The sequence below is a fragment of the Streptomyces sp. NPDC047453 genome, assembly GCF_040643155.1.
Taxonomy (GTDB): domain Bacteria; phylum Actinomycetota; class Actinomycetes; order Streptomycetales; family Streptomycetaceae; genus Streptomyces.
On record NZ_JBEYTS010000026.1, the window covers coordinates 83,919 to 109,807 of the forward strand.

General features: G+C 71.3%; 20 protein-coding genes. 11 read left to right on the forward strand and 9 right to left on the reverse strand.

The genetic code is table 11. From position 1 onward, the window contains the following. Window positions 1-92: 92 nt before the first annotated feature. The 4 genes from ABZ818_RS22860 (at window position 93) to ABZ818_RS22875 (ending at window position 4,493) form a co-directional block, all read left to right on the forward strand. Window positions 93-1,064, forward strand: coding sequence for a tetratricopeptide repeat protein (locus ABZ818_RS22860; RefSeq protein WP_361417478.1), 972 nt, complete (start codon window positions 93-95; stop codon window positions 1,062-1,064). A 645-nt stretch (window positions 1,065-1,709) separates the two neighbouring features. After that, window positions 1,710-2,354 (forward strand): DUF6230 family protein, encoded by a 645-nt coding sequence (locus tag ABZ818_RS22865; protein ID WP_361417481.1) that lies wholly within the window; start codon window positions 1,710-1,712, stop codon window positions 2,352-2,354. A gap of 131 nt (window positions 2,355-2,485) precedes the next feature. After that, on the forward strand, window positions 2,486-3,097 hold the full coding sequence (locus tag ABZ818_RS22870) for a DUF6114 domain-containing protein (RefSeq protein ID WP_361417484.1): 612 nt from the start codon (window positions 2,486-2,488) through the stop codon (window positions 3,095-3,097). Then, entirely contained in the window at window positions 3,087-4,493 is a 1,407-nt protein-coding gene (locus ABZ818_RS22875) for a hypothetical protein (RefSeq protein WP_361417486.1), read from the forward strand. The genes ABZ818_RS22870 and ABZ818_RS22875 overlap by 11 nt, the downstream gene beginning before the upstream one ends. A gap of 103 nt (window positions 4,494-4,596) precedes the next feature. Here ABZ818_RS22875 and pyk read toward each other — a convergent pair whose 3' ends face one another. From pyk to pta, 3 genes are all read right to left on the reverse strand, one after another. Beyond that, window positions 4,597-6,027: a pyruvate kinase gene (gene pyk / locus ABZ818_RS22880; RefSeq protein ID WP_361417489.1), complete on the reverse strand. Its 1,431-nt coding sequence runs from the start codon at window positions 6,025-6,027 to the stop codon at window positions 4,597-4,599. Between the two features lie 108 nt (window positions 6,028-6,135). Continuing rightward, the gene (locus ABZ818_RS22885; RefSeq protein ID WP_361417492.1) at window positions 6,136-7,344 is read right to left on the reverse strand and encodes an acetate kinase; all 1,209 of its coding nucleotides are present in this window, start codon (window positions 7,342-7,344) and stop codon (window positions 6,136-6,138) included. A gap of 90 nt (window positions 7,345-7,434) precedes the next feature. Continuing rightward, window positions 7,435-9,510 (reverse strand): phosphate acetyltransferase, encoded by a 2,076-nt coding sequence (pta, locus tag ABZ818_RS22890; RefSeq protein ID WP_361417495.1) that lies wholly within the window; start codon window positions 9,508-9,510, stop codon window positions 7,435-7,437. 199 nt (window positions 9,511-9,709) lie between these two features. Between pta and ABZ818_RS22895 the strand changes: the two genes are divergently transcribed. Continuing rightward, window positions 9,710-10,735 (forward strand): ATP-dependent 6-phosphofructokinase, encoded by a 1,026-nt coding sequence (locus ABZ818_RS22895; protein ID WP_361417498.1) that lies wholly within the window; start codon window positions 9,710-9,712, stop codon window positions 10,733-10,735. Window positions 10,736-10,857: 122 nt separating this feature from the next. On the opposite strand, the gene ABZ818_RS22900 is transcribed toward ABZ818_RS22895, so the two are convergent. Continuing rightward, window positions 10,858-11,589, reverse strand: coding sequence for a response regulator (locus tag ABZ818_RS22900; RefSeq protein ID WP_361417501.1), 732 nt, complete (start codon window positions 11,587-11,589; stop codon window positions 10,858-10,860). Further along, a complete protein-coding gene (locus ABZ818_RS22905) occupies window positions 11,586-13,256 on the reverse strand; it encodes a sensor histidine kinase (RefSeq protein WP_361417504.1) in 1,671 nt (556 codons plus the stop codon). The genes ABZ818_RS22900 and ABZ818_RS22905 overlap by 4 nt, the downstream gene beginning before the upstream one ends. A 140-nt stretch (window positions 13,257-13,396) precedes the next feature. Here ABZ818_RS22905 and ABZ818_RS22910 point away from each other — a divergent pair, with 140 nt between their 5' ends. Further along, window positions 13,397-14,794 carry a cation:dicarboxylase symporter family transporter gene (locus tag ABZ818_RS22910; RefSeq protein ID WP_361417507.1) on the forward strand — a complete coding sequence of 466 codons (1,398 nt, stop codon included), beginning with the start codon at window positions 13,397-13,399 and terminating at the stop codon, window positions 14,792-14,794. Between the two features lie 68 nt (window positions 14,795-14,862). Here ABZ818_RS22910 and ABZ818_RS22915 read toward each other — a convergent pair whose 3' ends face one another. Next, window positions 14,863-15,480 carry a TetR/AcrR family transcriptional regulator gene (locus tag ABZ818_RS22915; protein WP_361417510.1) on the reverse strand — a complete coding sequence of 206 codons (618 nt, stop codon included), beginning with the start codon at window positions 15,478-15,480 and terminating at the stop codon, window positions 14,863-14,865. 107 nt (window positions 15,481-15,587) lie between these two features. On the opposite strand from ABZ818_RS22915, the gene ABZ818_RS22920 reads away from it, so the two are divergent. The 5 genes from ABZ818_RS22920 to ABZ818_RS22940 all read left to right on the forward strand — a co-directional run bounded on the left by ABZ818_RS22920 (window position 15,588) and on the right by ABZ818_RS22940 (window position 21,380). Beyond that, window positions 15,588-17,261 (forward strand): MFS transporter, encoded by a 1,674-nt coding sequence (locus tag ABZ818_RS22920; protein ID WP_361417513.1) that lies wholly within the window; start codon window positions 15,588-15,590, stop codon window positions 17,259-17,261. Window positions 17,262-17,372: 111 nt separating this feature from the next. After that, complete coding sequence (locus ABZ818_RS22925) at window positions 17,373-18,170, forward strand: DUF2127 domain-containing protein (protein WP_361417516.1); 798 nt, start codon at window positions 17,373-17,375, stop codon at window positions 18,168-18,170. 29 nt (window positions 18,171-18,199) lie between these two features. Beyond that, window positions 18,200-18,628: a MerR family transcriptional regulator gene (locus ABZ818_RS22930; RefSeq protein WP_361417519.1), complete on the forward strand. Its 429-nt coding sequence runs from the start codon at window positions 18,200-18,202 to the stop codon at window positions 18,626-18,628. Beyond that, window positions 18,625-18,957, forward strand: a complete 333-nt coding sequence (gene trxA / locus ABZ818_RS22935; RefSeq protein WP_361417522.1) for a thioredoxin — start codon at window positions 18,625-18,627, stop codon at window positions 18,955-18,957. The genes ABZ818_RS22930 and trxA overlap by 4 nt, the downstream gene beginning before the upstream one ends. Before the next feature lie 188 nt (window positions 18,958-19,145). Beyond that, window positions 19,146-21,380 (forward strand): ATP-dependent DNA helicase, encoded by a 2,235-nt coding sequence (locus ABZ818_RS22940; RefSeq protein WP_361417544.1) that lies wholly within the window; start codon window positions 19,146-19,148, stop codon window positions 21,378-21,380. 91 nt (window positions 21,381-21,471) lie between these two features. On the opposite strand, the gene glgB is transcribed toward ABZ818_RS22940, so the two are convergent. The 3 genes from glgB to ABZ818_RS22955 form a co-directional block, all read right to left on the reverse strand. Further along, window positions 21,472-24,027 carry a 1,4-alpha-glucan branching enzyme gene (gene glgB / locus ABZ818_RS22945; protein ID WP_361417525.1) on the reverse strand — a complete coding sequence of 852 codons (2,556 nt, stop codon included), beginning with the start codon at window positions 24,025-24,027 and terminating at the stop codon, window positions 21,472-21,474. A 66-nt stretch (window positions 24,028-24,093) separates the two neighbouring features. Beyond that, a complete protein-coding gene (locus ABZ818_RS22950; RefSeq protein ID WP_361417528.1) occupies window positions 24,094-25,488 on the reverse strand; it encodes a maltokinase in 1,395 nt (464 codons plus the stop codon). A gap of 105 nt (window positions 25,489-25,593) precedes the next feature. Further along, the coding region (locus ABZ818_RS22955; RefSeq protein ID WP_361417531.1) for an alpha-glucosidase C-terminal domain-containing protein at window positions 25,594-25,889 on the reverse strand (296 nt) is incomplete at its 5' end.

Sequence of the window (25,889 nt, forward strand, 5' to 3'; positions counted from 1 at the left end):
CACAGGGTGCCAGGTGGGGACCGGGCGCCCGGCGCAGTACGGCTTTCCCGGCGGTTTTCACTCAGGCGGGCAGAACGGGGGAGGATAGACGCATGCAGCCACGGAACATGTCCATGAGCGGAGTCGTCGACCTCGCCGCGGTGAAGGCGGCCCAGGAGGCCAAGGCGAAGGCGGAGCAGGCGCGCGCCCAAGCGGCCAGGGAGGGCGGCGCGGGGGCGGTCTCCCCGGCCGATCTCGTCATCGACGTCGACGAGGCCACTTTCGAGCGCGATGTCCTCCAACGGTCGGCCGAGGTGCCCGTCGTCATCGACTTCTGGGCCGAGTGGTGTCAGCCCTGCAAGCAGCTGAGCCCGGTCCTGGAGCGACTGGCCGTCGAGTACAACGGTCGCTTCCTCCTCGCCAAGATCGACGTCGACGCCAACCAGTTGCTGATGCAGCAGTTCGGCGTCCAGGGGATCCCCGCGGTCTTCGCGGTGGTCGCGGGCCAGGCCCTGCCCCTGTTCCAGGGGGCGGCGGGCGAGGCGCAGATCCGGGAGACGCTGGACCAGTTGGTGCAGGTCGCCGAGCAGCGGTTCGGACTGACCGGCCTGACCGTCGACCCGGACGCCGAGGCGGGCGCACAGACGGTTCAGCAGGCCCCGGTCGGCCCGTACGAAGCGCTGCTGAACGCGGCCTCGCAGGCCCTGGACGCCGGCGACCTGGGCGGCGCGGTCCAGGCGTACAAGAACGTGCTGGCCGACGACCCGGGCAACCCGGAGGCCAAACTCGGCCTGGCGCAGGCCGAGTTGCTCCAGCGGGTGCAGGACCTCGACCCGCAGCGGGTGCGCGAGGAGGCGGCCGGGAAGCCTGCCGACGTACAGGCGCAGATCGCCGCCGCCGACCTGGATCTGGTGGGCGGTCACGTGGAGGACGCGTTCAGCCGGCTCATCGACACCGTGCGGCGCACCGCGGGCGAGGACCGGGACGCGGTGCGCCTGAGGCTGCTGGAGCTCTTCGAGGTCGTCGGCGCCGAGGACCCGCGAGTGGCGGGGGCGCGCCGGGCGTTGGCGCGGGCGCTGTTCTGATCCGGGCCAACCCTCTTGTTCTGACCAGTCGTTAAACACCACGGCATGTGATGCCCGAGTGAAAGATTGGCGGGGAGCCGTCAGGGCGGCCGCGCTTTACCAAAACTTGGTAATCGCGGCCGCTGTTACTGGCAGTAAATCGAGGGTGTGGTTCCGCCCGGTTACGTCCGGGGGTGAACCGTTTTGTTCTGCCCTTTGTTACCACCGAGTGTCGCCGTTCGGAACCGGTGAGTCGTGTCCCGGTTATCCAGCCGTTACTAGCGAGTAACGAACCCCCTTGTGCGGGCGGCGAGAATGCACCACGATCGGCGACGCTCGGTCCATCCCCGTACCCCGGCAGCCGGTCGGGTCATGGGGTGTCTGGGTCCCCACCGAGCAGGGTCGGCGGCAGTGGCGCCGTCCCTTGGGGCAGGGGGGTCTTCGCCGGCTGGCGAAGCCTGTCCAGCAAGGTTGTGCGTGATGCGTGTCAGGCGCGACCAGTGGTTGTCGCTCGGGGGTGATCGCCGGTGATTCGGGCGCGGTTGGCGCCACCGAGCGCGGGCGCTCTCCTTCCCGAGGACGTAGCACTTCTCCCATCCCTGCCCGGCCGAACCGCCGGCCGGTGGTGAGCCGGGCCAGGAGATGTACGTCCGAGAAGGAGGAAATATGGAGTCCCAAGTGCGTGGCGGGACTAGATGGAAGCGGTTCGCTGTGGTCATGGTGCCCAGCGTTGCCGCGACGGCGGCGATAGGCGTGGCCCTGGCTCAGGGTGCCCTCGCCGCGTCGTTCAGTGTGTCGGGTCAGTCGTTCAAGGTGACGGCCGACCGGCTGGAAGGCGAGGGGTTCGCGCAGTACGGCGCGATCGACTCGGGGAAGAGCCTCGACGGCAGCAAGGACGAGCACCACCCGGTCGCGGTCTCGGCGTTCAAGACGGCCACGATCAACAACATGTGCCAGTCGGTTGTCACCCCTACGCCCTTCGGCAACGTGAGCCTGGTCCTGAAGGCGGGCGGTGGGAAGACGCCGGTCACGGCTGACAACCTCTACATCGACGTCGCCGACCTGCAGGCCAACGCCACATTCAACAACATCGACATCGGTGTTGCGGCGAAGGACACAGGCCCGGGCAACGGCAAGGGTCCGGGCATGAAGGGCGGCAAGGAGCAGGCCAGCCCCTTCGGGTTCGCCCAGCAGGCCGACACGGCCATCCTGACCGACGTGAAGCAGACGGCGTGGGCGACCACTGCCGGAACCTTCAGGCTCAGCGGTCTGAAGATGTCGCTGGTGACGGGTAAGCAGGAGTGCTACTAGGCGCTCGGTGACGGGCGGGGGAGCCGACGGCGCCCCCGCCCGTTCCACCTTCCACCCGCTCTTCACACACCCCCCACACCGACCAAGCACCACCCTCATCACAGCAACGCCGCACCAGGGAGCTGTTTTCCATGAGCGCCGAGACTCCTGCCGAAGCCGGCCAGTTCACCCGCCGGAGGCTGCAGTTCCGCGCCTGGCGGGGCACACGTCCGTTCTGGGCCGGGCTGTTCGTCCTGCTCGGCGGCTTTCCGATCATGTACTTCCCGTACGCCCACCTCCAGCTCGGTCATCTGACGCTGGCGATGGCGACGACCGCGGGAGCCGGGTCCCTGATCATCGGCGTGCTGCTCGTCGTCCTCGGCATCAGCCTCTGGTTCCAGAAGCACATCCGGGTGTTCGCGGGTGTCGCGGCGATCCTGCTGGCGCTGGTGTCCATCCCTGTGTCCAACTTCGGCGGCTTCATCATGGGCTTCCTGCTCTCGCTCATCGGCGGCGCGATGGCCGTGGCGTGGGCGGAGGGCGCACCGCCCACGCGGGAGGACGCCGAGCGGGCCGGCCCGGTGCGGGGCGGTGCCCCGGAGGCCGCGCCAGGCCCGGTGGTGGACGGCCCGGTGCCGTCCGGCCCTGCGGTGGACCCGATGAGCGATGAGGGCCCCTCCCAGGCTTTCAAGGCACTGGGGGAGAACGACCTGTCAGGAACGAGCCCGGCCAACGGGGCGAACGGGAGGCAAAGTGCCGGCTGACGAGGTGACTCACGGGACGGGAGTGGAGGTGTCCCGCGTGAGAACCGGGCCGCGTCACGCGGCACCCAAGAAGCCGCTGTTCACCAGGTTCCACATGCCGGCCGGCAAGGCGATAGCCATGGCGGCGATGCCGACGGCGGTCCTCATGGGGATGGGCTTCACATCGACCCACGCCGTCGCCGACAACAACGCGACGACGCCGTCCGCCAAGAGCCTGACGGCCGACGAGTACAAGGACTGTGTCGAGGCGCTGGACGGCTCCCAGGACAAGGCCCCGGCCTCGCCGGCGCCGTCCGCCTCCGCGGGCGCCGAAGACCCCGCCGAGGACGGCGAGGACGCCACCGCGCAGCCGGACCCCTCGGCCACGTCCTCCACGGGCCCCGCGGACCAGGACGGCAAGGGAGACGAGGGCTCCTCGCACACGTCCCCCTCGCCTGATCCGGCTTCCGGTGACAAGGCCGCGCCCAAGCCCGACGCCACCGCATCGCAGAGCAAGCCCGGCGGTTCGGGCACGGGAGGCGCCGCCACGGCGGACCCGTCGGCGCCCGCGGGCGGCGGCGGTCTGCTGGGGACCATCGGCGACGCGCTCGGCGGCGTCCTCGCCGGCGGCAAGCAGAGCACCGGGTCCGGGGCCTCCGCCGACTCCGCGGCCGCGCCGTCCGCCTCCGCCACGCCTTCGGCGGGCGGGGCCGGGGACGCCGGCGACGACGCTGCCGGCACGGTCAAGGACACCGCCGAGAAGGTCACCGACACGGTCGAGGGCACCGTGAAGGACGCGACCGGCACGGTGTCCAAGACGGTCGAGGGGGCCGGGAAGGCCGTCGAGGGCGTCAAGGACACGGCCGGCAAGGCGGCCGGTGGGGCGGCCGACGCGGCGACGGCCTCGCCGAGCCCGTCGGCGAGTTCCACGACGGACCCGGAGCACTGCCCGGCCGCCACCGACGCCGTGGGCGGCGTGGACAACAAGGTGCTCCTGGCCGACGATCCCTGGTACCTGGACGCGAGTTCGCTGCTGCTGAAGGGTGCCGACTACCAGGGCATCGTGGAGGTGCGCACGGCCGGCGGAAAAGTCAAGAAGGTGCTGAAGTACGTCATTTCGGATGGCACCGACATCGGCGACCTGCACCAGACGGTGAAGGACAAGCAGGCCGGCAAGACGTACCACGTGCAGGCCGCCAAGGGTTCGACGTCCACGATCCGCGGCGGCGACACGGTGATGTACACCGAGAGCATCTCCGGCAACCTGCTCGGTCTGATCCCCGTCACCTTCAGCCCGGACAGCCCTCCGCCGCTGAACCTCCCGCTGATCTACTTCACCAAGGTCAAAGTGGTCCAGGCGGCCCAGTTCGGTGGCAACCTGCACATCCCCGGAATGCACGTGTACAACACCGACTGACCGGCCAAAGACCCGTCCGGGAGCCGCGACACCACTGAGGGCGCCCCCTGTTCGCAGGAGGCGCCCTCAGTGGTGTGCCGATCGACCGTGCGGTTGGTCAGTCTCAGTCGCGCGAGCCGCCGCCCAGGTGGTGGACGCGGACCATGTTGGTGGTGCCGGGGACGCCGGGGGGCGAGCCGGCGGTGATGATGACCGTGTCGCCGGGGGCGAAGCGGTTGAGCTTGACCAGCTCCTGGTCGACCAGGTCGACCATCTCGTCGGTGCTGTTGACGAACGGCACGACGTGCGGCTCCACTCCCCAGCTGAGCGCCAGCTGGTTGCGGGTGGACTCGTCGGTGGTGAACGCCAGGATCGGCTGGCAGGCGCGGTAGCGGGACAGCCGGCGCGCGGTGTCGCCGGACTGGGTGAAGCCCACCAGGCCCTTGGCGCCCAGGAAGTCGGCGATCTCGCAGGCGGCGCGGGCCACCGAACCGCCCTGTGTGCGCGGCTTCTTGCCCGGCACCAGCGGCTGCAGGCCCTTCGCGAGCAGCTCCTCCTCCGCCGCCTTGACGATCTTCGACATCGTCTTGACGGTCTCGACCGGGTAGGCGCCCACACTCGACTCGGCCGACAGCATGACCGCGTCGGCCCCGTCCAGGATCGCGTTGGCCACGTCGGAGGCCTCGGCGCGGGTCGGACGGGAGTTGGTGATCATCGACTCCATCATCTGGGTCGCCACGATCACCGGCTTGGCGTTGCGCCGGCACAGCTCGATCAGGCGCTTCTGCACCATGGGGACCTTCTCGAGCGGGTACTCGACGGCCAGGTCGCCGCGGGCCACCATCACGCCGTCGAACGCCATCACGACGTCCTGCATGTTCTCCACCGCCTGCGGCTTCTCCACCTTGGCGATGACGGGGACGCGGCGGCCCTCCTCGTCCATGACCCGGTGGACGTCGGAGATGTCCTTGGCGTCGCGGACGAAGGACAGGGCGACCATGTCGCAGCCCATGCGCAGCGCGAACCGCAGGTCCTCCACGTCCTTCTCGGACAGCGCGGGCACGTTCACCGCGGCGCCGGGCAGGTTGATGCCCTTGTGGTCGGAGATGACGCCGCCCTCGATGACGATCGTCTTCACCCGCGGGCCTTCGACGTCCAGGACCTTCAGCTCGACGTTGCCGTCGTTGATGAGGACCTGGTCGCCGCGCGAAACGTCGGCCGGCAGCCCCTTGTACGTCGTACCGCAGATGTGCTTGTCGCCCGGGACGTCCTCGGTGGTGATGGTGAACTCGTCACCCCGCTCGAGCTCCACCGGCCCCTCGGCGAAGGTCTCCAGCCGGATCTTCGGGCCCTGGAGGTCGGCAAGGACGGCGATGGCCCGGCCGGTCTCCTTGGCCGCGGCGCGGACACGGTCGTACCGTGCCTGGTGCTCGGCGTGCGTTCCGTGGCTGAAGTTGAAACGGGCCACATTCATGCCCGCCTCGATCATGGCGACGAGCATCTCGTGGGAGTCGACCGCTGGGCCGAGAGTACAGACGATTTTCGAACGGCGCATGGGGCGATCCTATCGGTTTGTTTCGCTCCGGAATATTCCGTCTGGTGGAAGCAGCAAATGGGCGCCTTCGCGCTCAGTCGAGTGCCGGCCGGAATTCCGTGGACGTGCTCAGCCGTCCTTTCCGACCAGTGCGTAAGTCTGGGTGGCGATCTCCATTTCCTCGTCCGTGGGAACCACGGCCACGGCGGTCCGCGCGCCCTCGGGCGAGATCAGCCGCGCAGCGTCGCCGCGTACGGCGTTCCGCCCCCGGTCCACCGCCAGGCCCAGCCCCTCCAGGCCGTCGAGGGCGGCCTCGCGGACAAAGGCCGCGTTTTCGCCGACCCCGGCCGTGAAGGTGACCGCGTCCACCGTGCCGAGTACCGCGTAATAGGCACCCACGTACTTCTTCAGCCGATGGGTGTAGATCTCGAACGCGAGCCGTGCCTCATCGTCGCCCTCCTCCATCCGGCGCCGAATCTCCCGCATGTCGTTGTCGCCGCACAGGCCGAACAAACCGCTCCTCTTGTTGAGGAGAGTGTCGACCTCGTCCATGGACATTCCGCCGACACGCTGCAAATGGAAGATGACGGCCGGGTCGAGGTCACCGGAACGCGTTCCCATCACCAGTCCCTCCAGCGGTGTGAGCCCCATGGAGGTGTCCACGCACCGGCCGCCCCGGACCGCCGAGGCCGACGCGCCGTTGCCCAGGTGCAGCACGATGACGTTGACGTCCTCGGGCGCCTTGCCCAGCAGCTCCGCCGTCGCCCGGGAGACGTAGGCGTGCGAGGTGCCGTGGAAGCCGTAGCGCCGCACCCGGTACCGGTCGGCGATCTTCGTGTCGATCGCGTAGCGCGCCGCGCACTCCGGCATGGTCGTGTGGAACGCGGTGTCGAAGACGGCGACCTGCGGCAGGTCGGGACGCAGCGCCATGGCCGTGCGGATGCCGGTGAGGTTGGCCGGGTTGTGCAGCGGTGCCACCGGGATCAGCCGCTCGATCTCGGTGAGCACGGCGTCGTCGATGACGGTGGGCTCGGTGAAGAACATGCCGCCGTGCACCACCCGGTGCCCGATCGCGGCCAGTTCGGGGGAGTCCAGGCCGAGCCCGTCCCGGGCCAGTTCCTCCGCGACCGACTTCAGCGCGGCGTCGTGGTCGGCGATCGGGCCGTTCTCCTCGCGGGTGGCCCCCGTGGTCAGGCAGGTGTGCTTGAGCCGGGAGGTCTGCTCGCCGATGCGCTCCACCAGGCCGACGGCGAGCCGGGTCGCGTCGCGCATGTCGAGCAGCTGGTACTTCACCGACGAGGAGCCGGAGTTGAGGACTAGGACGCGGGTCGCGGTCACGAGCGCTGGCGCTTTCTGGTCGGGAGCTGTGGAGGTCTGCGGCCGTGTGCGCCGGGGGCGGCGGCCCCGGCGCACACGGCCGACGGGAGGTCAGTTGCCGGACGACCGGGCCTGGATCGCCGTGATCGCCACGGTGGTGACGATGTCCTGCACCAGGGCGCCGCGGGACAGGTCGTTGATCGGCTTGCGCAGGCCCTGGAGGACCGGTCCGACCGCGATCGCGCCGGCCGAACGCTGCACGGCCTTGTACGTGTTGTTGCCCGTGTTCAGGTCCGGGAAGATCAGCACGGTGGCCTGCCCCGCCACCTCCGAACCGGGCAGCTTGGTGGCGGCCACCGACGGTTCCACGGCCGCGTCGTACTGGATCGGTCCCTCGATCATCAGGTCCGGGCGGCGCAGCCGCACCAGCTCGGTCGCCTCGCGCACCTTGTCCACGTCGGCGCCCGAGCCGGAGTCGCCGGTGGAGTACGACAGCATGGCGATCCGCGGCTCCACGCCGAACCGGGCGGCGGTGGCCGCCGACTGGATGGCGATGTCGGCGAGTTGCTCGGCGTCCGGGACGGGGTTGACCGCGCAGTCGCCGTAGACGAGGACCTTGTCGGCCAGGCACATGAAGAACACCGACGAGACGATCGAGGCGTCCCGGCGGGTCTTGATGATCTCGAACGCGGGCCGGATGGTCGCGGCCGTGGAGTGCACCGAGCCCGACACCATGCCGTCGGCCAGACCCTCCTGCACCATGAGCGTGCCGAAGTAGTTCACGTCCGAGACGACGTCGTACGCCAGCTCGACGGTGACGCCCTTGTGGGCGCGCAGCAGCGCGTACTGCTCGGCGAAGGCGTCCCGCAGTTCGGAGGTGGCCGGGTCGATCAGCTGCGCGTCCCCGAGGTCGATGCCGAGGTCGGCGGCCTTCTTGCGGATCCCCTCCACCGGGCCGAGCAGCGTCAGGTCGCACACGCCCCGGCGCAGCAGCACCTCCGCCGCGTGCAGCACGCGCTCCTCGGTGCCCTCCGGCAGCACGACCCGGCGCCTGTCGCTGCGGGCCTGTTCGAGCAGCTGGTGCTCGAACATCATCGGGGTGACCCGGTCGCTGCTGGGCGCGGAGACGCGCTTGCTGAGGTCGGCGGTGTCGACGTACCGCTCGAACAGGCCGAGCGCGGTCTCCGCCTTGCGCGGGGTGGCCGCGTTCAGCTTGCCCTCCAGGGAGAACAGCCGCTCGGCGGTGGGGAAGCTGTTGCCGGACACCGAGACGACCGGGGTGCCCGGGGCGAGCCGGCCGGCCAGGGTGAGGATCTCCTGCCGCGGCGCCTCGTTCAGGGTGAGCAGCACGCCGGCTATCGGCGGGGTGCCGGCGCTGTGCGCGGCGAGCGAGCCGATGACCAGGTCGGCGCGGTCGCCGGGGGTGACCACCAGGCAGCCGGGGGTCAGCGCCTTGAGGAGGTTGGGCAGCATGGCGCCGCCGAACACGAAGTCGAGGGCGTCGCGGGCCAGGCCGGAGTCGTCGCCGAGCAGGACCCGGCCGTCCAGGGCCTGGGTGATCTGCGCGACCGTCGGCGCGGACAGGGCCGGTTCGTCGGGCACCACCCAGCAGGGCACCGGCAGCCGGCCGGCCAGTCGCTCGGCGATCTCGTCGCGGTCCTCGCGGGCCACCCGGTTGGTGACCATGGCCAGCACGTCGCAGCCCAGGCCGTCGTAGGCGCGGTAGGCGTTGCGGGTCTCGGCGAGCACCGACTCGGCGCTCTGCCTGCGGCCGCCCACGACCGGCAGGACGGAGGCCCCGAACTCGTTGGCGAGCCGGGCGTTGAGGGACAGCTCGTCCGGGAGCTGGGTGTCGGCGTAGTCGGTGCCGAGGACGAGGACCACGTCGTAGTCGCGGGTGACCAGGTGGAAGCGGTCGACGAGGGCCGACACCAGTTCGTCCGTGCCCTGCTCGGCCTGGAGGGCGGACGCCTCGTGGTAGTCCATGCCGTAGACGGTCGCCGGGTCCTGAGAGAGCCGGTAGCGGGCGCGCAGCAGCTCGAAGAGGCGGTCGGGGCCGTCGTGGACGAGGGGGCGGAAGACGCCCACCCGGTCCACCTGCCGGGTCAGCAGTTCCATGACTCCCAGCTCGACGACCTGTCGGCCGTCACCGCGGTCGATGCCGGTCACGTACACGCTGCGGGTCACGCGGGCTCTCCGTTTCCTCGGGGGATCACTCGTCGGCCGGGGATGGCGTCCTGCAAAAAACGCCCACCGGGGTGAGCGGAATCCTCTTGACAATACCCCCGCCGGTAGATATGGCGCCCGTCAGGCCGTGGACGCCTCCCGGACATGAAACAATCGGATGGGATCACCGGTGTCAACAGCGAGCAGGAGACACAGCAGGATGCGTATCGGAGTTCTCACGGCGGGCGGCGACTGCCCGGGACTGAACGCGGTGATCCGGTCGGTCGTACACCGGGCGGTCACCACGTACGGCGACGAGGTCATCGGCTTCGAGGACGGCTACGCGGGCCTGCTCGACGGTCGTTACCGCGCTCTGGACCTCAACGCGGTGGGCGGCATCCTCGCCCTCGGCGGCACGATCCTCGGCTCCTCCCGACTGGAGCGCGACCGGCTCCGCGAGGCCTGTGAGAACGCCTCGGACATGATCCACCGGTTCGGCATCGACGCGCTGATCCCGATCGGCGGCGAGGGCACGCTGACCGCGGCGCGCATGCTGTCGGACGCCGGGCTGCCGGTGGTGGGCGTGCCGAAGACGATCGACAACGACATCTCCTCCACCGACCGCACCTTCGGCTTCGACACGGCCGTCGGCGTGGCCACCGAGGCCATGGACCGGCTGAAGACCACGGCCGAGTCGCACCAGCGCGTGATGGTCGTCGAGGTCATGGGCCGGCACGCGGGCTGGATCGCGCTGGAGTCCGGGATGGCGGCCGGCGCCCACGGCATCTGCCTGCCCGAGCGCCCCTTCGATCCGGCCGACCTGGTGAAGATGGTCGAGGAGCGTTTCGCCCGCGGCAAGAAGTTCGCGGTGATCTGCGTCGCCGAGGGTGCCCACCCGGCCGAGGGCAGCATGGACTACGGCAAGGGCGAGATCGACAAGTTCGGCCACGAGCGCTTCCAGGGCATCGGCACGGCCCTGGCGTACGAGCTGGAGAGCCGGCTCGGCAAGGAGGCCAAGCCGGTCATCCTCGGCCACGTCCAGCGCGGCGGCGTCCCGACCGCGTACGACCGCGTCCTCGCCACCCGCTTCGGCTGGCACGCGGTGGAGGCCGCCCACCGCGGGGAGTTCGGCCACATGACCGCGCTGCGCGGCACCGACGTCGTGATGGTCCCGCTGGCCCAGGCGGTGACCGAGCTGAAGACCGTCCCCAAGGACCGCATGGACGAGACGGAGTCGGTGTTCTAAGGAGCCGGTGGTCCGGGCGGCGCAGTTCTCTGAAGAGGCCCGCGCGGGGCCGGTCTCCCGAAGGGGCCCGCGCGGACGCGAAGCTCTCCACAGAACGCCTCTACGGGGGCTGCAGAACCTCTCTACGGGGGTGCGGTCACCCCCCACCGGTCCCCGCCGCTCTCCCGCACCCACCGGTACACCAGTTCCGGCCGGCCCACCTGCCCGTACAGCGGGCTGCGTACGGCCCGGCCCGCGTCCACCAGGTGCTCCAGGTAGCGCCGGGCGGTGATCCGGGAGATGCCGACCGCCCCGGCGACCCCCGCCGCCGTGAGTCCTTCCTCCGACTCGCGCAGCGCGTCCGTCACCCGCTGGAGCGTCGGCGCGCTCAGGCCCTTGGGGAGGGCGGCCGGGCTCGGGGCGCGCAGGGTCGCTATCGCCCGGTCCACCTCGTCCTGGCCGCCCACCTCCCCGACCGCCGCGCGGAACTCGGCGTACCGCACGAGCCGGTCCCGGAGCGTGGCGAAGGTGAACGGTTTCAGGACGTACTGGACCACCCCCAGCGAGACCCCTTCGCGCACCACCGCCAGGTCCCGTGCCGAGGTCACCGCGATCACGTCCGCGTGATGGCCGCCCGCCCGCAGGGACCGGGCCAGCTTCAGTCCGTGCACGTCCGGCAGGTGGAGATCCAGCAGAAGCAGGTCCACCGGGGTGCGCTCCAGTGCCCGCCGGGCCTCGGCGCCGGTGTGCGCCTTGCCGACCGCGACGAATCCCGGCACCCGGCCCACGTACATCACGTGCGCGTCCGCCGCGACCGGGTCGTCCTCCACCACCAGGACCCGGATGGGCTGCGCCCCGCTCCCGCCGTCCGTCATGCCACGCCTCCGGGCAGGCCGCTCTCGGCCCCGGACACGGCCTTGCGGGTCATGTGGTTCTCCGTCCCGTGCGTCAAGGGCAGCCGCGCCTCGAACACCGCACCGCCCCCTTCGGCGTCCGCCACCGTCAGCGTCCCCTCGTGCCGCCGTACCGCCTGCCGTACCAGCGCCAGACCCAGTCCCCGTCCGCCGGGACCCGTCGGCTTGGTGGAGAAGCCGTGCTGGAACACCCGGTCCGCGTGCGCCGGGTGCACGCCCGGCCCGGTGTCCGCGACCCGCAGCACCAGCTCGCCGTCCTCCGCGCACGCCATGACCGTCACCCGCGCCGGCATGCCGCCGCGCGCCGCGTCCACCGCGTTGTCGACGAGGTTCCCGAGGATTGTCACCAGGTCCCGGGGCGGCAGGCTCCGCGGCAGCAGACCGTCGTCCAGGCCGCTGTCCGAGGACACCACCAGCTCCACGCCGCGCTCGTTGGCCTGGGCCGCCTTGCCGAGCAGCAGCGCGGCCAGCACCGGCTCGCTCACCGCGCTGACCACCTGGTCGGTCAGCGCCTGGGCCAGCTCCAGCTCCGCCGTCGCGAACTCCACGGCCTCCTCCGCCCGCCCCAGTTCGATCAGCGACACCACGGTGTGCAGCCGGTTGGCCGCCTCGTGCGCCTGGGAGCGCAGAGCCTGGCTGAAGCCGCGCTCCGAGTCCAGTTCCCCCATCAGCGACTGGAGTTCGGTGACGTCCCGCAGGGTCACCACCGTGCCCCGGCGCTGCCCGCCCGACACCGGTGAGGTGTTGACCACCAGCACGCGCGATTCGGTCAGGTGCACCTCGTCCACCCGCGGTTCGGACGCCAGCAGCGCGCCCGTCAGCGGGGCCGGCAGGCCGAGGTCCGCCACCGACCGGCCCATCACGTCCTCCTGGCGTCCCACGCCCAGCAGTTCCCGCCCGCCGTCGTTGATGAGCGCCACCCGGTGCTGCGCGTCCAGCATCAGCAGACCCTCGCGCACCGCGTGCAGGGCGGCCTGGTGGTAGTCGTGCATACGGCTGAGCTCGGCCGCGTTCATGCCGTGGGTGTGGCGGCGCAGACGCGCGTTGATGACGTACGTGGCGATCGCGCCGAGCGCGAGGATCCCGGCCGCGACCGAGAACAGGGCGATGACCTGTTCCCGGACCCGCTCGCTGATCGCCTCCACCTTGATGCCGGCGCTGACGAGGCCGACCACGCGGCCGTGCTCCTCGACGGGCGTCACCGCGCGGACGGACGGGCCGAGGGTGCCGGTGTAGGTCTCGGTGAAGGACTCGCCGCGCTGGGCGCGGGAGATGTTGCCGAGGAAGGACCGCCCGATCTGGTCCGGATCCGGGTGCGTCCAGCGGATGCCGCCCGGAGTCATGATCGTGACGAAGTCGACGCCGGTGTCCTGCTGGACCCTCAGCGCGTACGGCTGGAGCTCCGCCGAAGGGTCGGAGGTGTGGATGGCCGTGAGGACCGAGGGTGCGTCGGCGATGGAGCGGGCCACCGCCGTGGTCTGGCGGCGGGCGGCCTCCTCGGCCTGGCCCTGGTCCCTGACGTAGCTGAAGAGCGCGTACCCGGCCACGACGAGCGCCAGCAGCACGGCCTGCATGGCGAACAGCTGGCCCGCCAGGCTGCGGGGTCTGGGGAGGACGGGTATGCGCATGCCGCCAGTCTGCCTCTTTCGTTCTGGCGTGAACTATGTGGCGTGAACTTAATGAACGGAAGCGTGACCCCCCTCACAGGACGGGAGATAGTCGCGGCATTCCCCCACACCCGGACGTGAGCCGCACGCCGGTGATGCCGATGACGTCGTCAAGGAGGGCCGCCTTGAGCAGCGCAGCCGATACGGCACCTGCCGCACCCGCACCCGCAGCCAAGCGGGACCGTACCCACTATCTGTACATAGCGGTGATCGCCGCGGTGGTCCTCGGCGTCGCCGTCGGGTTCGCCGCGCCCGACTTCGCCAAGGAGCTCAAGCCGCTCGGCACCGGCTTCGTGAGCCTGATCAAGATGATGATCTCGCCGATCATCTTCTGCACGATCGTGCTCGGCGTCGGTTCGGTGCGCAAGGCCGCGAAGGTCGGCAAGGTCGGCGGGCTCGCGCTCGGCTACTTCCTCGCCATGTCGTTCGTCGCCCTGGGCATCGGACTCGTGATCGGCAACATCGTCCACCCCGGCAGCGGGATGCACCTGACGGAAGCCGTGAAGGGCGCCGGCCAGGCGCAGGCGCAGGCCGCGAGCGAGGGCCCGGTCGACTTCGTGCTCGGCATCATCCCGACCACGCTCGTGTCGGCGTTCACCGAGGGCCAGGTGCTGCAGACCCTGCTGGTCGCCCTGCTCGTCGGGTTCGCGCTCCAGGCCATGGGCCGCAAGGGGGAGCCGGTCCTGCGCGGGGTGGAGCACATCCAGCGGCTGGTCTTCCGCGTGCTCGCCATGATCATGTGGGCCGCCCCGATCGGTGCCTTCGGCGCCATGGCCGCCGTCGTCGGCGAGACGGGCATCGACGCCCTGAAGGCACTCGCCGCGATCATGCTCGGCTTCTACGTCACCTGTCTGCTGTTCGTGCTCGTGGTGCTGGGCGCGCTGACCCGGCTGGTGGCCGGCGTCAACATCTTCCAGCTGCTGAAGTACCTGGGCCGTGAGTTCCTGCTGATCCTGTCGACGTCGTCGTCGGAGTCCGCGCTGCCCCGGCTCATCGCCAAGATGGAGCACCTGGGCGTGAGCCGTCCGGTCGTCGGCATCACCGTGCCGACCGGCTACTCCTTCAACCTCGACGGCACGATGATCTACCTGACCATGGCCTCGCTGTTCATCGCCGACGCGATGGACCAGCCGCTGTCCATCGGCCAGCAGATCACGCTGCTGCTGTTCATGATGATCGCCTCCAAGGGCGCCGCCGGTGTCACCGGCGCCGGACTGGCCACCCTCGCCGGTGCCCTTCAGTCCCACAAGCCCGCCCTGGTCGACGGCGTCGGCCTGATCGTCGGCATCGACCGCTTCATGAGCGAGGCCCGCGCCCTGACCAACTTCGCGGGCAACGCGGTCGCCACCCTGCTGATCGGCACCTGGACCGGCGAGGTCGACAAGGACCGCGTCCGGCGCGTCCTCGCCGGCGAGCTGCCCTTCGACGAGAAGACGCTGCTGGACGACGCCGACGATTCCGCCGGGGTCCCCGAGCAGCGCGAGCTGGCCAAGGCGTAGCGCTCCACGGGACACCGAGACCCCGCGCCCCTTCAAGGGGCGCGGGGTCTCTTCGCGTTCCGGGACGGTCAGCCGCTGAGCCTGGCCACCAGGGCGGCGGCGAGGGAGGCGGGTACCCCGGCCGCGGTCAGAACCGTCACCGCGGCCGTGCGGCCCGCCTCCCGGGGGTCCAGCAGTCCGTCGTTCACCGCCTCCATCACGGCGAACAGGATCTGCTCCTTCACGTACGCCAGGGCCGGCGCGGGCAGGGGAGAGACGAAGACGCCCTCGTCCAGGCCGCGCTGGAGGAGTCCCGCGGCGCTCTCCCGGACGGGGGCGAGGCGGCCGCGGATGCCCTCCGTGGTCACCGTGCGCTGGGCGAGCGCGACCAGCAGCCGGTAGCGGTCGGCGATCTCCCAGACCGCCAGCACCGACCGCGCCACCGCCTCCGCCGGGTCCTCGACGCCCTCCCGGCCCGTCGCGTGCGCGGTGGCGAGCGCGAGCACCGCCTCGTCGACGAGCGTACTGATCAGCGCCTCCCGGCTGGGGAAGTGGCCGTACACCGTGCGCCGTACGACACCGGCCGCGCGCGCGATCTGGTCCATGGACGCGTCGGGGTCGCGCAGCAGCTCCGCGAGGGCGACGTCGAGGATCCGGCGCCGGTTCACGTCGGCGCGACTGGTGCTACCCGTGGTCATGGCTGACATTCTGCCCTCTCCTCGACTTGCACAGTGCTGTGCAATGGTCGTACATTGCACATCGTTGTGCAATTGCACTCCGCTGTGCAAGTAGACCGAGGAAGGCCCCCCTGCCCATGCGACTCGTCATGAACGAACCGGCCGAAAGGATGGATCGGCCCTACGCCCGGCGCTGGTGGGCGCTCCTCGTGCTCTGCCTGAGCCTGCTGATCATCGTGATGGCGAACACCGCGCTCACGGTCGCCGCGCCCGACATGACCCAGGTCCTCGGCCTGTCCAGCGCCGACCTCCAGTGGGTCATCGACGGCTACACCGTCCCGTACGCGGCGCTGATGCTGCTGCTCGGCGCGATCGGCGACAAGTACAGCCGGCGCGGCGCGCTCGTCCTCGGGCTCGTCGTGTTCGGCGGCGGGGCCGTCTTCGGCTACCTCGCCGACAGCGCGGCCACCGTCATCGCGGCGCGCGCCGTGATGGGTGTGGGCGCCGCGCTGATCATGCCGGCCACCCTCTCCCTGCTGGCCGCGACGTTCCCGCGCGCCGAGCGCGCCAAGGCGATCACCCTGTGGACCGCCACCGCCGGCCTCGCCATCGCCGCCGGTCCCCTCGTCGCCGGCGCGCTGCTCCAGGACCACGGCTGGTCCTCGACCTTCCTGATCAACGTGCCGGTCGCCGCCGTCGCCCTGGTCGGCGCCTTCGTCCTCGTACCGCCCTCCAGGGCGGCGCACCACGGCCGGATCGACTACGTCGGCGGACTGCTGTCGGTGGTGTGGATCGGCTCGCTGGTCTACATGATCATCGAAGGTCCGCACTTCGGCTGGGACGCCAAGGCGGTCACCGCGGCCGCCGTCGCGGGTGTGGGCCTGGTGGCCTTCGTCCTGTGGGAGCTGCGCCACCCGCGTCCGGTCCTCGACGTGCGGCGCTTCGGGCGGCGCCGCTTCGCCGGTTCCAACCTGGCCGTCGCCCTGTTCTTCCTGGCCGTCTTCGGCGCCTTCTACTACCTCACCCAGCATCTCCAGTTCGTCCTCGGCTACGACGCCCTGGCCACCGGCCTGCGCATGCTGCCGCTGGCCGGCGCCGTCTTCGCCGGCTCGGCGCTGACCGGCTACCTCACCCCGCGGGTCGGCATGAAGTGGACGGTGACCGCGGGCATGGTCGGCGGCACCGCGGCCCTGGCGCTGCTGACCCGGGTGGACGGCTCGTCCGGCTACGGCGACTTCGTGGCACCCCTGGTGATCCTGGGGCTGGCGATCGGACTCGCCCTGTCACCCTGCACCGACGCCATCATGGGCGCCTTCCCGGAGTCCGAGCTGGGTGTCGGCGGTGCCGTGAACGACACCTCCCTGGAGCTGGGCGGCTCGCTCGGCATCGCGATCCTCGGCTCCCTGCTGTCCACCTCGTACGCCCGGCACCTCTCCGACGCCACCGCCGGCGGCGGGCTCCCGGCCGGCGCCCTGTCCACCGCCCAGGACTCGGTCGGCGCCGGATACGCGGTCGCCCAGGGCATCGGGGAGAAGGCCCGGCAGCTCGCGGCGCAGGCCGCCCACGCGACCGACCCGCAGCAGGCCGCGCAGCTCAAGGCGCAGGCCGGCCAACTCGCCCAGGGCGCCCAGCGGATGAAGGACGCGGTCGGCTCGTCCTTCTCCGACGCGGTGGCCCACACCAGCCTGGTCGGCGCGGTGATCCTGGGCGCGGGCACCCTCGCCGTCGCCCTGCTGCTGCCGCGCGGCACCGCCCGTGACGAGCAGCCGGCCGAGGAGGCGAGGGAGCTGGTGGGCAGCGGTGTGAGCTGAAAGCTCCCGGCGGTCGTCTCCTACTGCGATGTACTACCGTGCCGTGCCGTGCCGGACCGACCGGCACGGCACGGCCGCAGGCACATCGGCAGGCATGGAGGCAACCACGGGATGGCGATCGACTGGGACCGGCGCACGTGCGCGCGCAAGGGGCATGTGACCTACGCACCGGACGACCCGAGGCTGCGGATCCGGCTGCACGCGCGGACCGCGCTGGGCGACGTGTGGCGCTGCCTGCGCTGCGGCGACTTCGCGCTCGGCGAGCCGCACGGCTCGGGACCGGCCGGCGACGCCCCGCTGGTGCCGCGCGGCAAGGTGCTGCGGGACCTGTTCATCCTGCGGTTCCTCGCCTTCGAACGGGCACTGCGCGGGGTGTTCATCGTGCTGGTCGCGGTGGCGGTGTGGAAGTTCAGCAACAGCCAGGACGCGGTGCGCCGCCTGTTCAACGAGTACCTGGACGTCTTCCGCCCCGTCTTCCGGCACTTCCACTACGACCTCGACCACTCGCCCGTGATCGGCACCATCCAGAGGACCTTCGGCTACCGGCACTCCACACTGCTCGTCGTGGCCTCCGTGCTGGTGGCCTACGCGCTGGTGGAACTGATCGAGGCCGTCGGCCTGTGGTACGCCAAGCGGTGGGCGGAGTACCTGACGGTGGTCGCCACCGCCGCCTTCCTGCCGCTGGAGATCTACGAGCTCACCGAGCACGTCAGCGCGGTCAAGATCACCACGCTGGTCCTCAACATCGTCGCCGTCCTCTACATCGCCCTCGCCAAGCGCCTGTTCGGCCTGCGCGGCGGGCGCAGGGCCTTCGACGAGGAGCGCCGCAGCGCCTCCCTGCTGGAGGTGGAGGAGTCGGCCGGCGTGATGGCCCCAGCGGCGGCCCGCACTCCGCCGGCGTTGCCTTGACGTCGGCGTCAGGGCTTACGTTCGTACGCATGCGAATCGGCGAGCTGGCCGAGCGGGCCGGGACCACGACGCGGGCGCTGCGGTACTACGAGTCGCGGGGGCTGCTGCCCGCGCGGCGGGACGCGCAGGGTCACCGCTCCTACGACGAGCGCGACCTGCGGCTGCTCCGGCAGATCAGGACGCTGCGGGACTTCGGGTTCGAGCTGGAGGAGACCCGGCCTTTCGTCGAGTGTCTGCGGGCGGGGCACCCGGAGGGCGACTCGTGCCCGGCGTCCCTCGCGGTCTACCGGCGCAAGCTGGACCAGCTCGACGCGCTGATCGGCGAGTTGCGGGCCGTGCGGGAGCAGGTCGGCGCCCAGCTCGTGAGGGCCGAGCAGGCGCGGGAGGCGCTGGCCGCCGACGCAGGGGTTCCGGGCGGTCCGGAGCCCAGGTGCGAACTGGGAGGGCAGCAGCGGTGATCAGGGCAGCGGGAGTGGCGGAGGTGACGGACGCGGACTTCGCGGCGGAGGTGCTCGGCGCGGACCGGCCGGTGCTGGTGGAGTTCACCGCCGACTGGTGTCCGCCGTGCCGGCAGATGGGGCCCGTGCTCAGCGCACTGGCGGCCGAGCAGGGCGAGCGGCTGAAGGTGGTGCAGCTCGACGTGGACACCAACCCGGACACCACGAACGCGTACAAGGTGCTGTCGATGCCGACCTTCATGGTCTTCCGCGCTGGTGAGCCCGTGAAGTCCATGGTGGGCGCACGGCCCAAGCGGCGGCTGCTTGAGGAGCTGTCGGACGTCCTGTGACCTGCCCGGACCTGCTGTGACGCGAGCCGGAGAATGAGAAATCCCCCGGGGTAATTGCGCCCGGGGGATTTCTTTGCGTATATTCGGTGATTCGTGACTTGGTATTCGTCAGGTCACGAAGAAGTTCACTGGCACAGTATATCCGGGCGGGAGCCGAATTGTCAAACACCGAATTTCCAGACGGTGAATTGCGGCAGGAGCAGGAATTCATCGACGGACTGTACGTGCGCGTGGACGCGCTGCGCGGTGACACCGAGACCTCCGTCGCGGACGCGCTCGCGCAGGGCGACACGCCCATGCAGGCCCGGCTGGAGCGGGACATCCTCGTCGCCGAGCGGTCCGGGCTGCTGGCCGCGCTGAACGCCGTGGACGGCTCGCTCTGCTTCGGCCGGATCGACCTCACCGACGGAGACAGCCACCACATCGGCCGCATCGGCCTGCGCGCCGACGACACCGAGCGCACGCCGATCCTGATCGACTGGCGGGCCGACGTCGCCCGCCCCTTCTACCTGGCCACCGGCCACACCCCGATGGGCCTGCGCCGCCGCCGGCACATCTCCACCGAGGGCCGCCGGGTCTCCGCGCTGCACGACGAGATCCTCGACCTCGGCGACACCACCCGGACCGGCCACGAGGACCCGACCGGCGACGCGGTGCTGCTCGCGGCGCTCGACTCCGCGCGCACCGGCCGGATGGGCGACATCGTGCGGACCATCCAGGCCGACCAGGACCGCATCATCCGCGCCCCGCACCGCGGAGTGCTCGTGGTCGAGGGCGGCCCGGGCACCGGCAAGACCGCCGTCGCCCTGCACCGGGCCGCCTACCTGCTGTACGAGCACCGGGAACTGCTCGCCCGGCGGGCTGTGCTGATCGTCGGCCCGAACCCCGCGTTCCTCGGCTACATCGGCGAGGTGCTGCCCTCGCTCGGCGAGACCGGGGTGCTCCTGGCGACCGTCGGCGAGCTGTTCCCCGGAGTGAAGGCCACCGCGGCGGACACTCCCGAGGCCGCCTCGGTGAAGGGCCGCGCCGGCATGGCCGACGTGCTCGCCGCCGTCGTACGGGACCGTCAGGCGCTGCCTGATCCAGTGATCGCCATCGAGCACGACCGCGAGATCCTGATGCTCGACGACGGCCTGGTGGGCGTCGCCCGTGAGCGCACCCGCGCCGCGAAGCTGCCGCACAACGCGGCCCGCGAGCACTTCGAGGGCCACATCCTCAACACGCTCACCGACCTGGTCGCCGAGCGCATCGGCACCGACCCCTACGACGGCTCCAACCTCCTCGACCCCAGCGACATCAGCCAGATCCGCGACGAACTCGCCGAGAACCCCGAGGTCTGGTCGGCCATCGAGCAGCTGTGGCCGCGGCTCACCCCGCAGCGGCTGGTGGCGGACTTCCTGGCGGACCCGGAGGGGTACGTCGGCGACGAGGACGCGGCCGCGATCCGCCGCCCGGTGACCGGGGCGTGGACCGTCGCGGACGTTCCCCTTCTCGACGAGGCCGCCGAACTGCTCGGCGAGGACGACCGTCTGGCCCGCGCCCTGGCCGAGCACGAGCGCGAGACCCAGATCGCGTATGCCCAGGGCGTGCTGGACGTGTCGTACGCGTCCCGGACGTACGAGTTCGAGGACAAGGAGGACGGTGACCCGGACGCTTCGGAGGTGCTGTCCGCGCACGACATCATCGACGCCGAGCGGTTCGCCGAACGCCAGGAGGAGGAGGACCACCGCAGCGCCGCCGAGCGTGCGGCTGCGGACCGCACCTGGGCGTTCGGGCACATCATCGTCGACGAGGCGCAGGAGCTGTCGCCGATGGCGTGGCGGCTGCTGATGCGGCGCAGCCCGACCCGCTCCATGACCCTGGTCGGCGACCCCGCGCAGACGGCGGAGGCGGCCGGCGTCGGCTCCTGGGCGGACATCCTCCGGCCGTACGTCGAGGACCGCTGGGAGCACACCCGCCTCGGCGTCAACTACCGCACCCCGGCCGAGATCATGGACGTGGCGGCGGCCGTGGTCCGCGCCGAGCACCCCGGCTTCGAGCCTCCGAGCTCGGTCCGCTCCACGGGCGTACGGCCCTGGGCCCGCGCCACCGACGACCTGCCCGGCGCGGTGGAGAAGGCCGTCGCGGAACTCACCCCGGAGGAGGGCCGGCTCGCCGTGATCGCCCCGCGCGACCTGCACCGGCGGCTGGCCGCCCGCCTCGAGGGGGTCGAGGCCGGTGCCGAGCCCGACCTGACCCGGACGGTCGTCCTTCTGGACCCGCGCCAGGCCAAGGGCCTGGAGTTCGACTCCGTCCTGGTGGTCGAACCCGCCCGCTATGGCACGAGTGACCTGTACGTGGCGCTGACCCGCGCCACACAGCGGCTGGGCGTGCTGTACACGGAGGTGTTGCCTCCGGCTCTGGTGGAGGCGTTCACGGAGTAGCGGTGGCCGGTCCGGGGGCTGCCACCCCCAGGCCCCCGCTGCGGCCTGAACGGCCTCGTCCTCGAGCGCCGGACGGGCCGGCAGGAAATCCTCACGCCGGGCGCAGCCACACCGTCGCCAGGGGCGGCAGGGTCAGGCGGATGCTCGCCGGGCGGCCGTGCCGCCCCTGCGGCTCCGGCTTGACCGGGTGCGGGTGGACGACGCCGCTGCCGCCGTAGCGGGCCGCGTCGGTGTTGAGGACCTCCAGCCAGGCGGGCACGTCGTCGGGGACGCCGAGGCGGTAGTCGGGGCGGACGACCGGGGCGAAGTGGGACACCGCGAGCAGCGGGGTGCCGTCGGTGTCGTAGCGCAGGAAGGCGAAGACGTTGTCGTCCGCGGCGTCCCCGGTGATCCACTGGAAGCCGTCGGGGTGGACGTCGCGCGCCCACAGGGCGGGCGTGGCCCGGTAGACGGTGTTGAGGTCGCGGACCAGGTCCAGCACCCCCCGGTGGTCGGCCGCGGCACCGTAGTTCGGGTCGAGCAGCCACCAGTCCGGGCCGCGGGTCTCCGACCACTCGGCGCCCTGCGCGAACTCCTGGCCCATGAACAGGAGTTGCTTGCCCGGGTGGGACCACATGAAGCCCAGGTAGGCGCGCAGGTCCGCCCGCTGCTGCCACCAGTCGCCGGGCATCTTCGACACCAGCGAACGCTTGCCGTGCACCACCTCGTCGTGCGAGATCGGCAGCACGTAGTTCTCGCTGTAGGCGTACACCATCGAGAACGTCATCTCGCCGTGGTGGAACCTGCGGTGGACGGGGTCGTGGCTCATGTACTGGAGCGAGTCGTGCATCCAGCCCATGTTCCACTTCAGCCCGAAACCGAGGCCGCCGAAGCCGCTCGGGCCCCGGTGGTGGGTCGCGCGGGTCACGCCGTCCCAGGCCGTGGACTCCTCGGCGACGGTGACCACGCCCGGCACCCTGCGGTACACGGTCGCGTTCATCTCCTGGAGGAACGCCACGGCGTCCAGGTTCTCCCGGCCGCCGTGCTCGTTCGGCGTCCACTGGCCCGGCTCGCGCGAGTAGTCGAGGTACAGCATGGAGGCGACCGCGTCCACGCGCAGGCCGTCGATGTGGAACTCCTCGCACCAGTAAAGGGCGTTGGCGACGAGGAAGTTGCGCACCTCGCGGCGGCCGAAGTCGAACTCCAGGGTGCCCCAGTCCGGATGCGCGGCTCGCAGCGGGTCCGCGTGCTCGTACAGGGGCCGGCCGTCGAACTCGGCCAGGGCCCACTCGTCGCGCGGGAAGTGCGCCGGCACCCAGTCCATCAGGACGCCGATGCCCGCCTGGTGCAGGGCGTCGACCAGGAACTTGAAGTCGTCCGGGGTGCCCAGGCGCGCGGTGGGCGCGTAGAAGCCGGTGACCTGGTAGCCCCAGGAGCCGCCGAAGGGATGCTCGGCGACCGGCATCAGCTCCACGTGGGTGAAGCCGAGTTCCTTGACGTACGCCGGGAGCTGCTCGGCCAGCTGACGATAGGTCAGCCCTGGTCGCCAGGACGGCAGGTGGAGCTCGTACGCCGAGAACGGGGCCTCGTGCGCCGGGGTGTCCGCGCGGTGCGCCATCCACTCCGCGTCGCCCCACTCGTGGTGCGAGACGTGGATGATGGACGACGTGGCCGGCGGCACCTCGGTACGGCGGGCCAGCGGGTCGGCGCGCAGTGTCCTGGAGCCGTCAGGCCGGGTGATCTCGAACTTGTACAGCTCGCCCTCGCCGATCCCGGGCACGAACAGCTCCCACACGCCCGTGGCGCCGAGCGAGCGCATCGGATAACCGGTGCCGTCCCAGAAGTTGAAGCCACCGGCGACGCGCACTCCTCGGGCATTGGGCGCCCACACCGCGAACCGGGTACCGGTCACGCCCTCGTGGGTCATCGGATGCGCCCCGAGCGCCTGCCACAGCTGCTCGTGCCGGCCCTCGCCGATCAGGTGCAGATCGAACTCGCCCAGCGTGGGCAGGAAGCCGTAGGCGTCCTCGGTGTGCTGCACCGTCCCCGCGTACTCCACCTCCAGCCGGTACGCGGGCACCTCCGGCAGCGGCAGCAGCCCCGAGAAGAACCCCTCCCCGTCGTCGCGCAGCCCGGCCCGCTGCTCCCCGGCGACCACGGTCACGCCCAGCGCGTACGGCCGGAACACCCGGAAGGCGACGCCACCGGGTACCGGGTGCGCACCGAGCACGGAATGCGGATCGTGATGCGTCCCCGCGAGCAACCGCTCCCGGTCGCCGGCCCCGACGGCGACCAGAGCGGGGTCCTCCGGGCGCCAGGCGGCCGCGGGTGCCGGTGTCATGGGCTCCGGCGTCGCGGGTCGGGGGGCTGCCTTCGTGGCCGGTGCCTTTTTCGCCGCCGTTGCCGCCTTCTTGGCGGTCTTCCTGGCGGCGGCCCCGGTGGTCGCGGCCTTCGCGGCGGTCGCCTTCGCGGCGGTCTTCTTCGCCACTGCCTTCTTGGCTGTCGTCTTCTTCGCCACCGCCTTCTTGGCCGTGGCCTTCTTCGCGGCTGCCTTCTTCGCGGCTGCCTTCTTCGCGGCTGCCTTCTTCGCCGGTGCCGGCCGGTCGTGGCCCGCGGCCTCGGCCGTGTTCTTCGGATCAGAACCGCTGGACGGGGTGCGGGGGGTCACGGGTGGTGCCTCCTCGGCGCAGGTCGGGTGCGGTGGATGGGGGAGACGGGGGACAGGGGAGGGCGGTCAGGTCGTGTCCGGAGCGGCCAGCCGGTGTACCGCGGACATCGGTACCGGGAGCCAGTCGGGGCGGTGCCGGGCCTCGTAGAGCACCTCGTAGATGGCCTTGTCCGTCTCGTAGGCGCGCAGCAGGACGGGGTCGGTGCGCGGGTCGCTGCCGCTGACCTCGGCGTATCCGGTGCAGTACGCGGCGCGGCAGGCTTCGGCCCACTCCGGTGCCGGCGGGCCGCCGGACGAGTGCGCCGCGTAGTCGAAGGAACGCAGCATCCCGGCCACGTCCCGCACCACGGGCTGGGCCATCCGCCGCTCGGCCAGCGGCTTCGCCGGCTCGCCCTCGAAGTCGATCAGCCACCACTGTCCGGAGGGGGAGCGCAGGCACTGCCCGAGGTGGAGGTCGCCGTGGATGCGCTGGGCGGTCCAGGTGTGGCCCTCGGCCGCCAGATCGGCCAGCGCCTCGAACGCGGAGCGCAGACCGGAGACGTACGGCCCGAGCGCGGGCACCGCCTGCGCGGCCGACTCCAGGCGCTCGGTCATGCCGTTCATCAGGATTTCGAGCTGCATGTGACCGAGCGTGACCGTGGGCAGAGCGCGGGCCAGCGCGGTGTGCACCTCGGCGGTGGCGCGGCCCAGCGCCCGCGCCTCGGCGCTGAAGTCCTCGCCCTTGGCCAGCTCGCGCAGTGCCAGCTCCCAGCCGTCGGAGGCGCCCTGCACGAAGGGCTGGAGCACTCCGAGCACGTACGACTCGCCGTCCAGCTCCGCCGTCATCCACGCCGTCGGCGGCGGCACCCGCGAGCAGCCCTCCTCGGCCAGCGCCAGCGGCAGCTCCAGGTCGGGGTTGACACCGGGCACCACCCGGCGCAGCAGTTTCAGGATGAACGTATCGCCGTAGACCACCGACGAGTTGGACTGCTCGGCGGTGACCACGCGGGGGACCAGGTCGGGGCGTATCTCGTCCCGCCGTTCGAAACGCAGCCCGCCGATGCGGGCCCGGGTGCGCAGAGCCTCCAGGATCACCTCGGCGGGCCGGGGGTCGTACAGGGCGTCGTACACCGTGCGTCCGGCGAGCGGGCCCTCGTGCACATGGCCGATCAGCGCGGGCGCCAGCCGCGGGGGCAGCGCCTCGCGCACGCCTATGAGCAGCTGGTAGCAGTCACCGGGGTGCGGGACCGCGCCGTGCACGGGCGCAAGCGGCTGGTGGGCGCGGACGAGCAGGTGGTACAGGCCCAGCTTCCGGTCGCCCGGCAGCAGCTCGGTGGCGGCGACCAGCGAGAAGCCCGTCACCGGACGGCCCTTGCCCGCGAACCAGCGCTGCCGCGGCAGCCACTCCCGCAGCAGTGGGTCCAGTGACGCGAGGAGACCGGGGCTCCCGGCGGTGACAGAGCGTGTGACGGCTTGCGACATGGCTTCCGACATGGCGTCGCGTCCAATCGCTGGTCGGGTGTGACTGACGCGTGCCCACGGGCGGGGTGGAGGAAACGCCCGCCCCACCCGTGGGCACCGTGAGACCTAGGCGGCGTCCCGGCGCAGCCGGAACCAGTAGAAGCCGTGACCCGCCAGGGTCAGCAGGTACGGCAGCTCCCCGATGGCCGGGAAGCGCACCCCGCCGAACAGCTCCACCGGATGCCGTCCGTGGAACGCGCTCAGGTCCAGCTCCGTGGGCTGGGCGAAGCGGGAGAAGTTGTGGACGCACAGGACCAGGTCGTCCTCGTACTCGCGCAGGAAGGCGATGACCGCGGGGTTGGAGGACTGGAGTTCGGTGAAGGACCCCAGCCCGAAGGCGGGGTTCTGCTTGCGGATCTCGA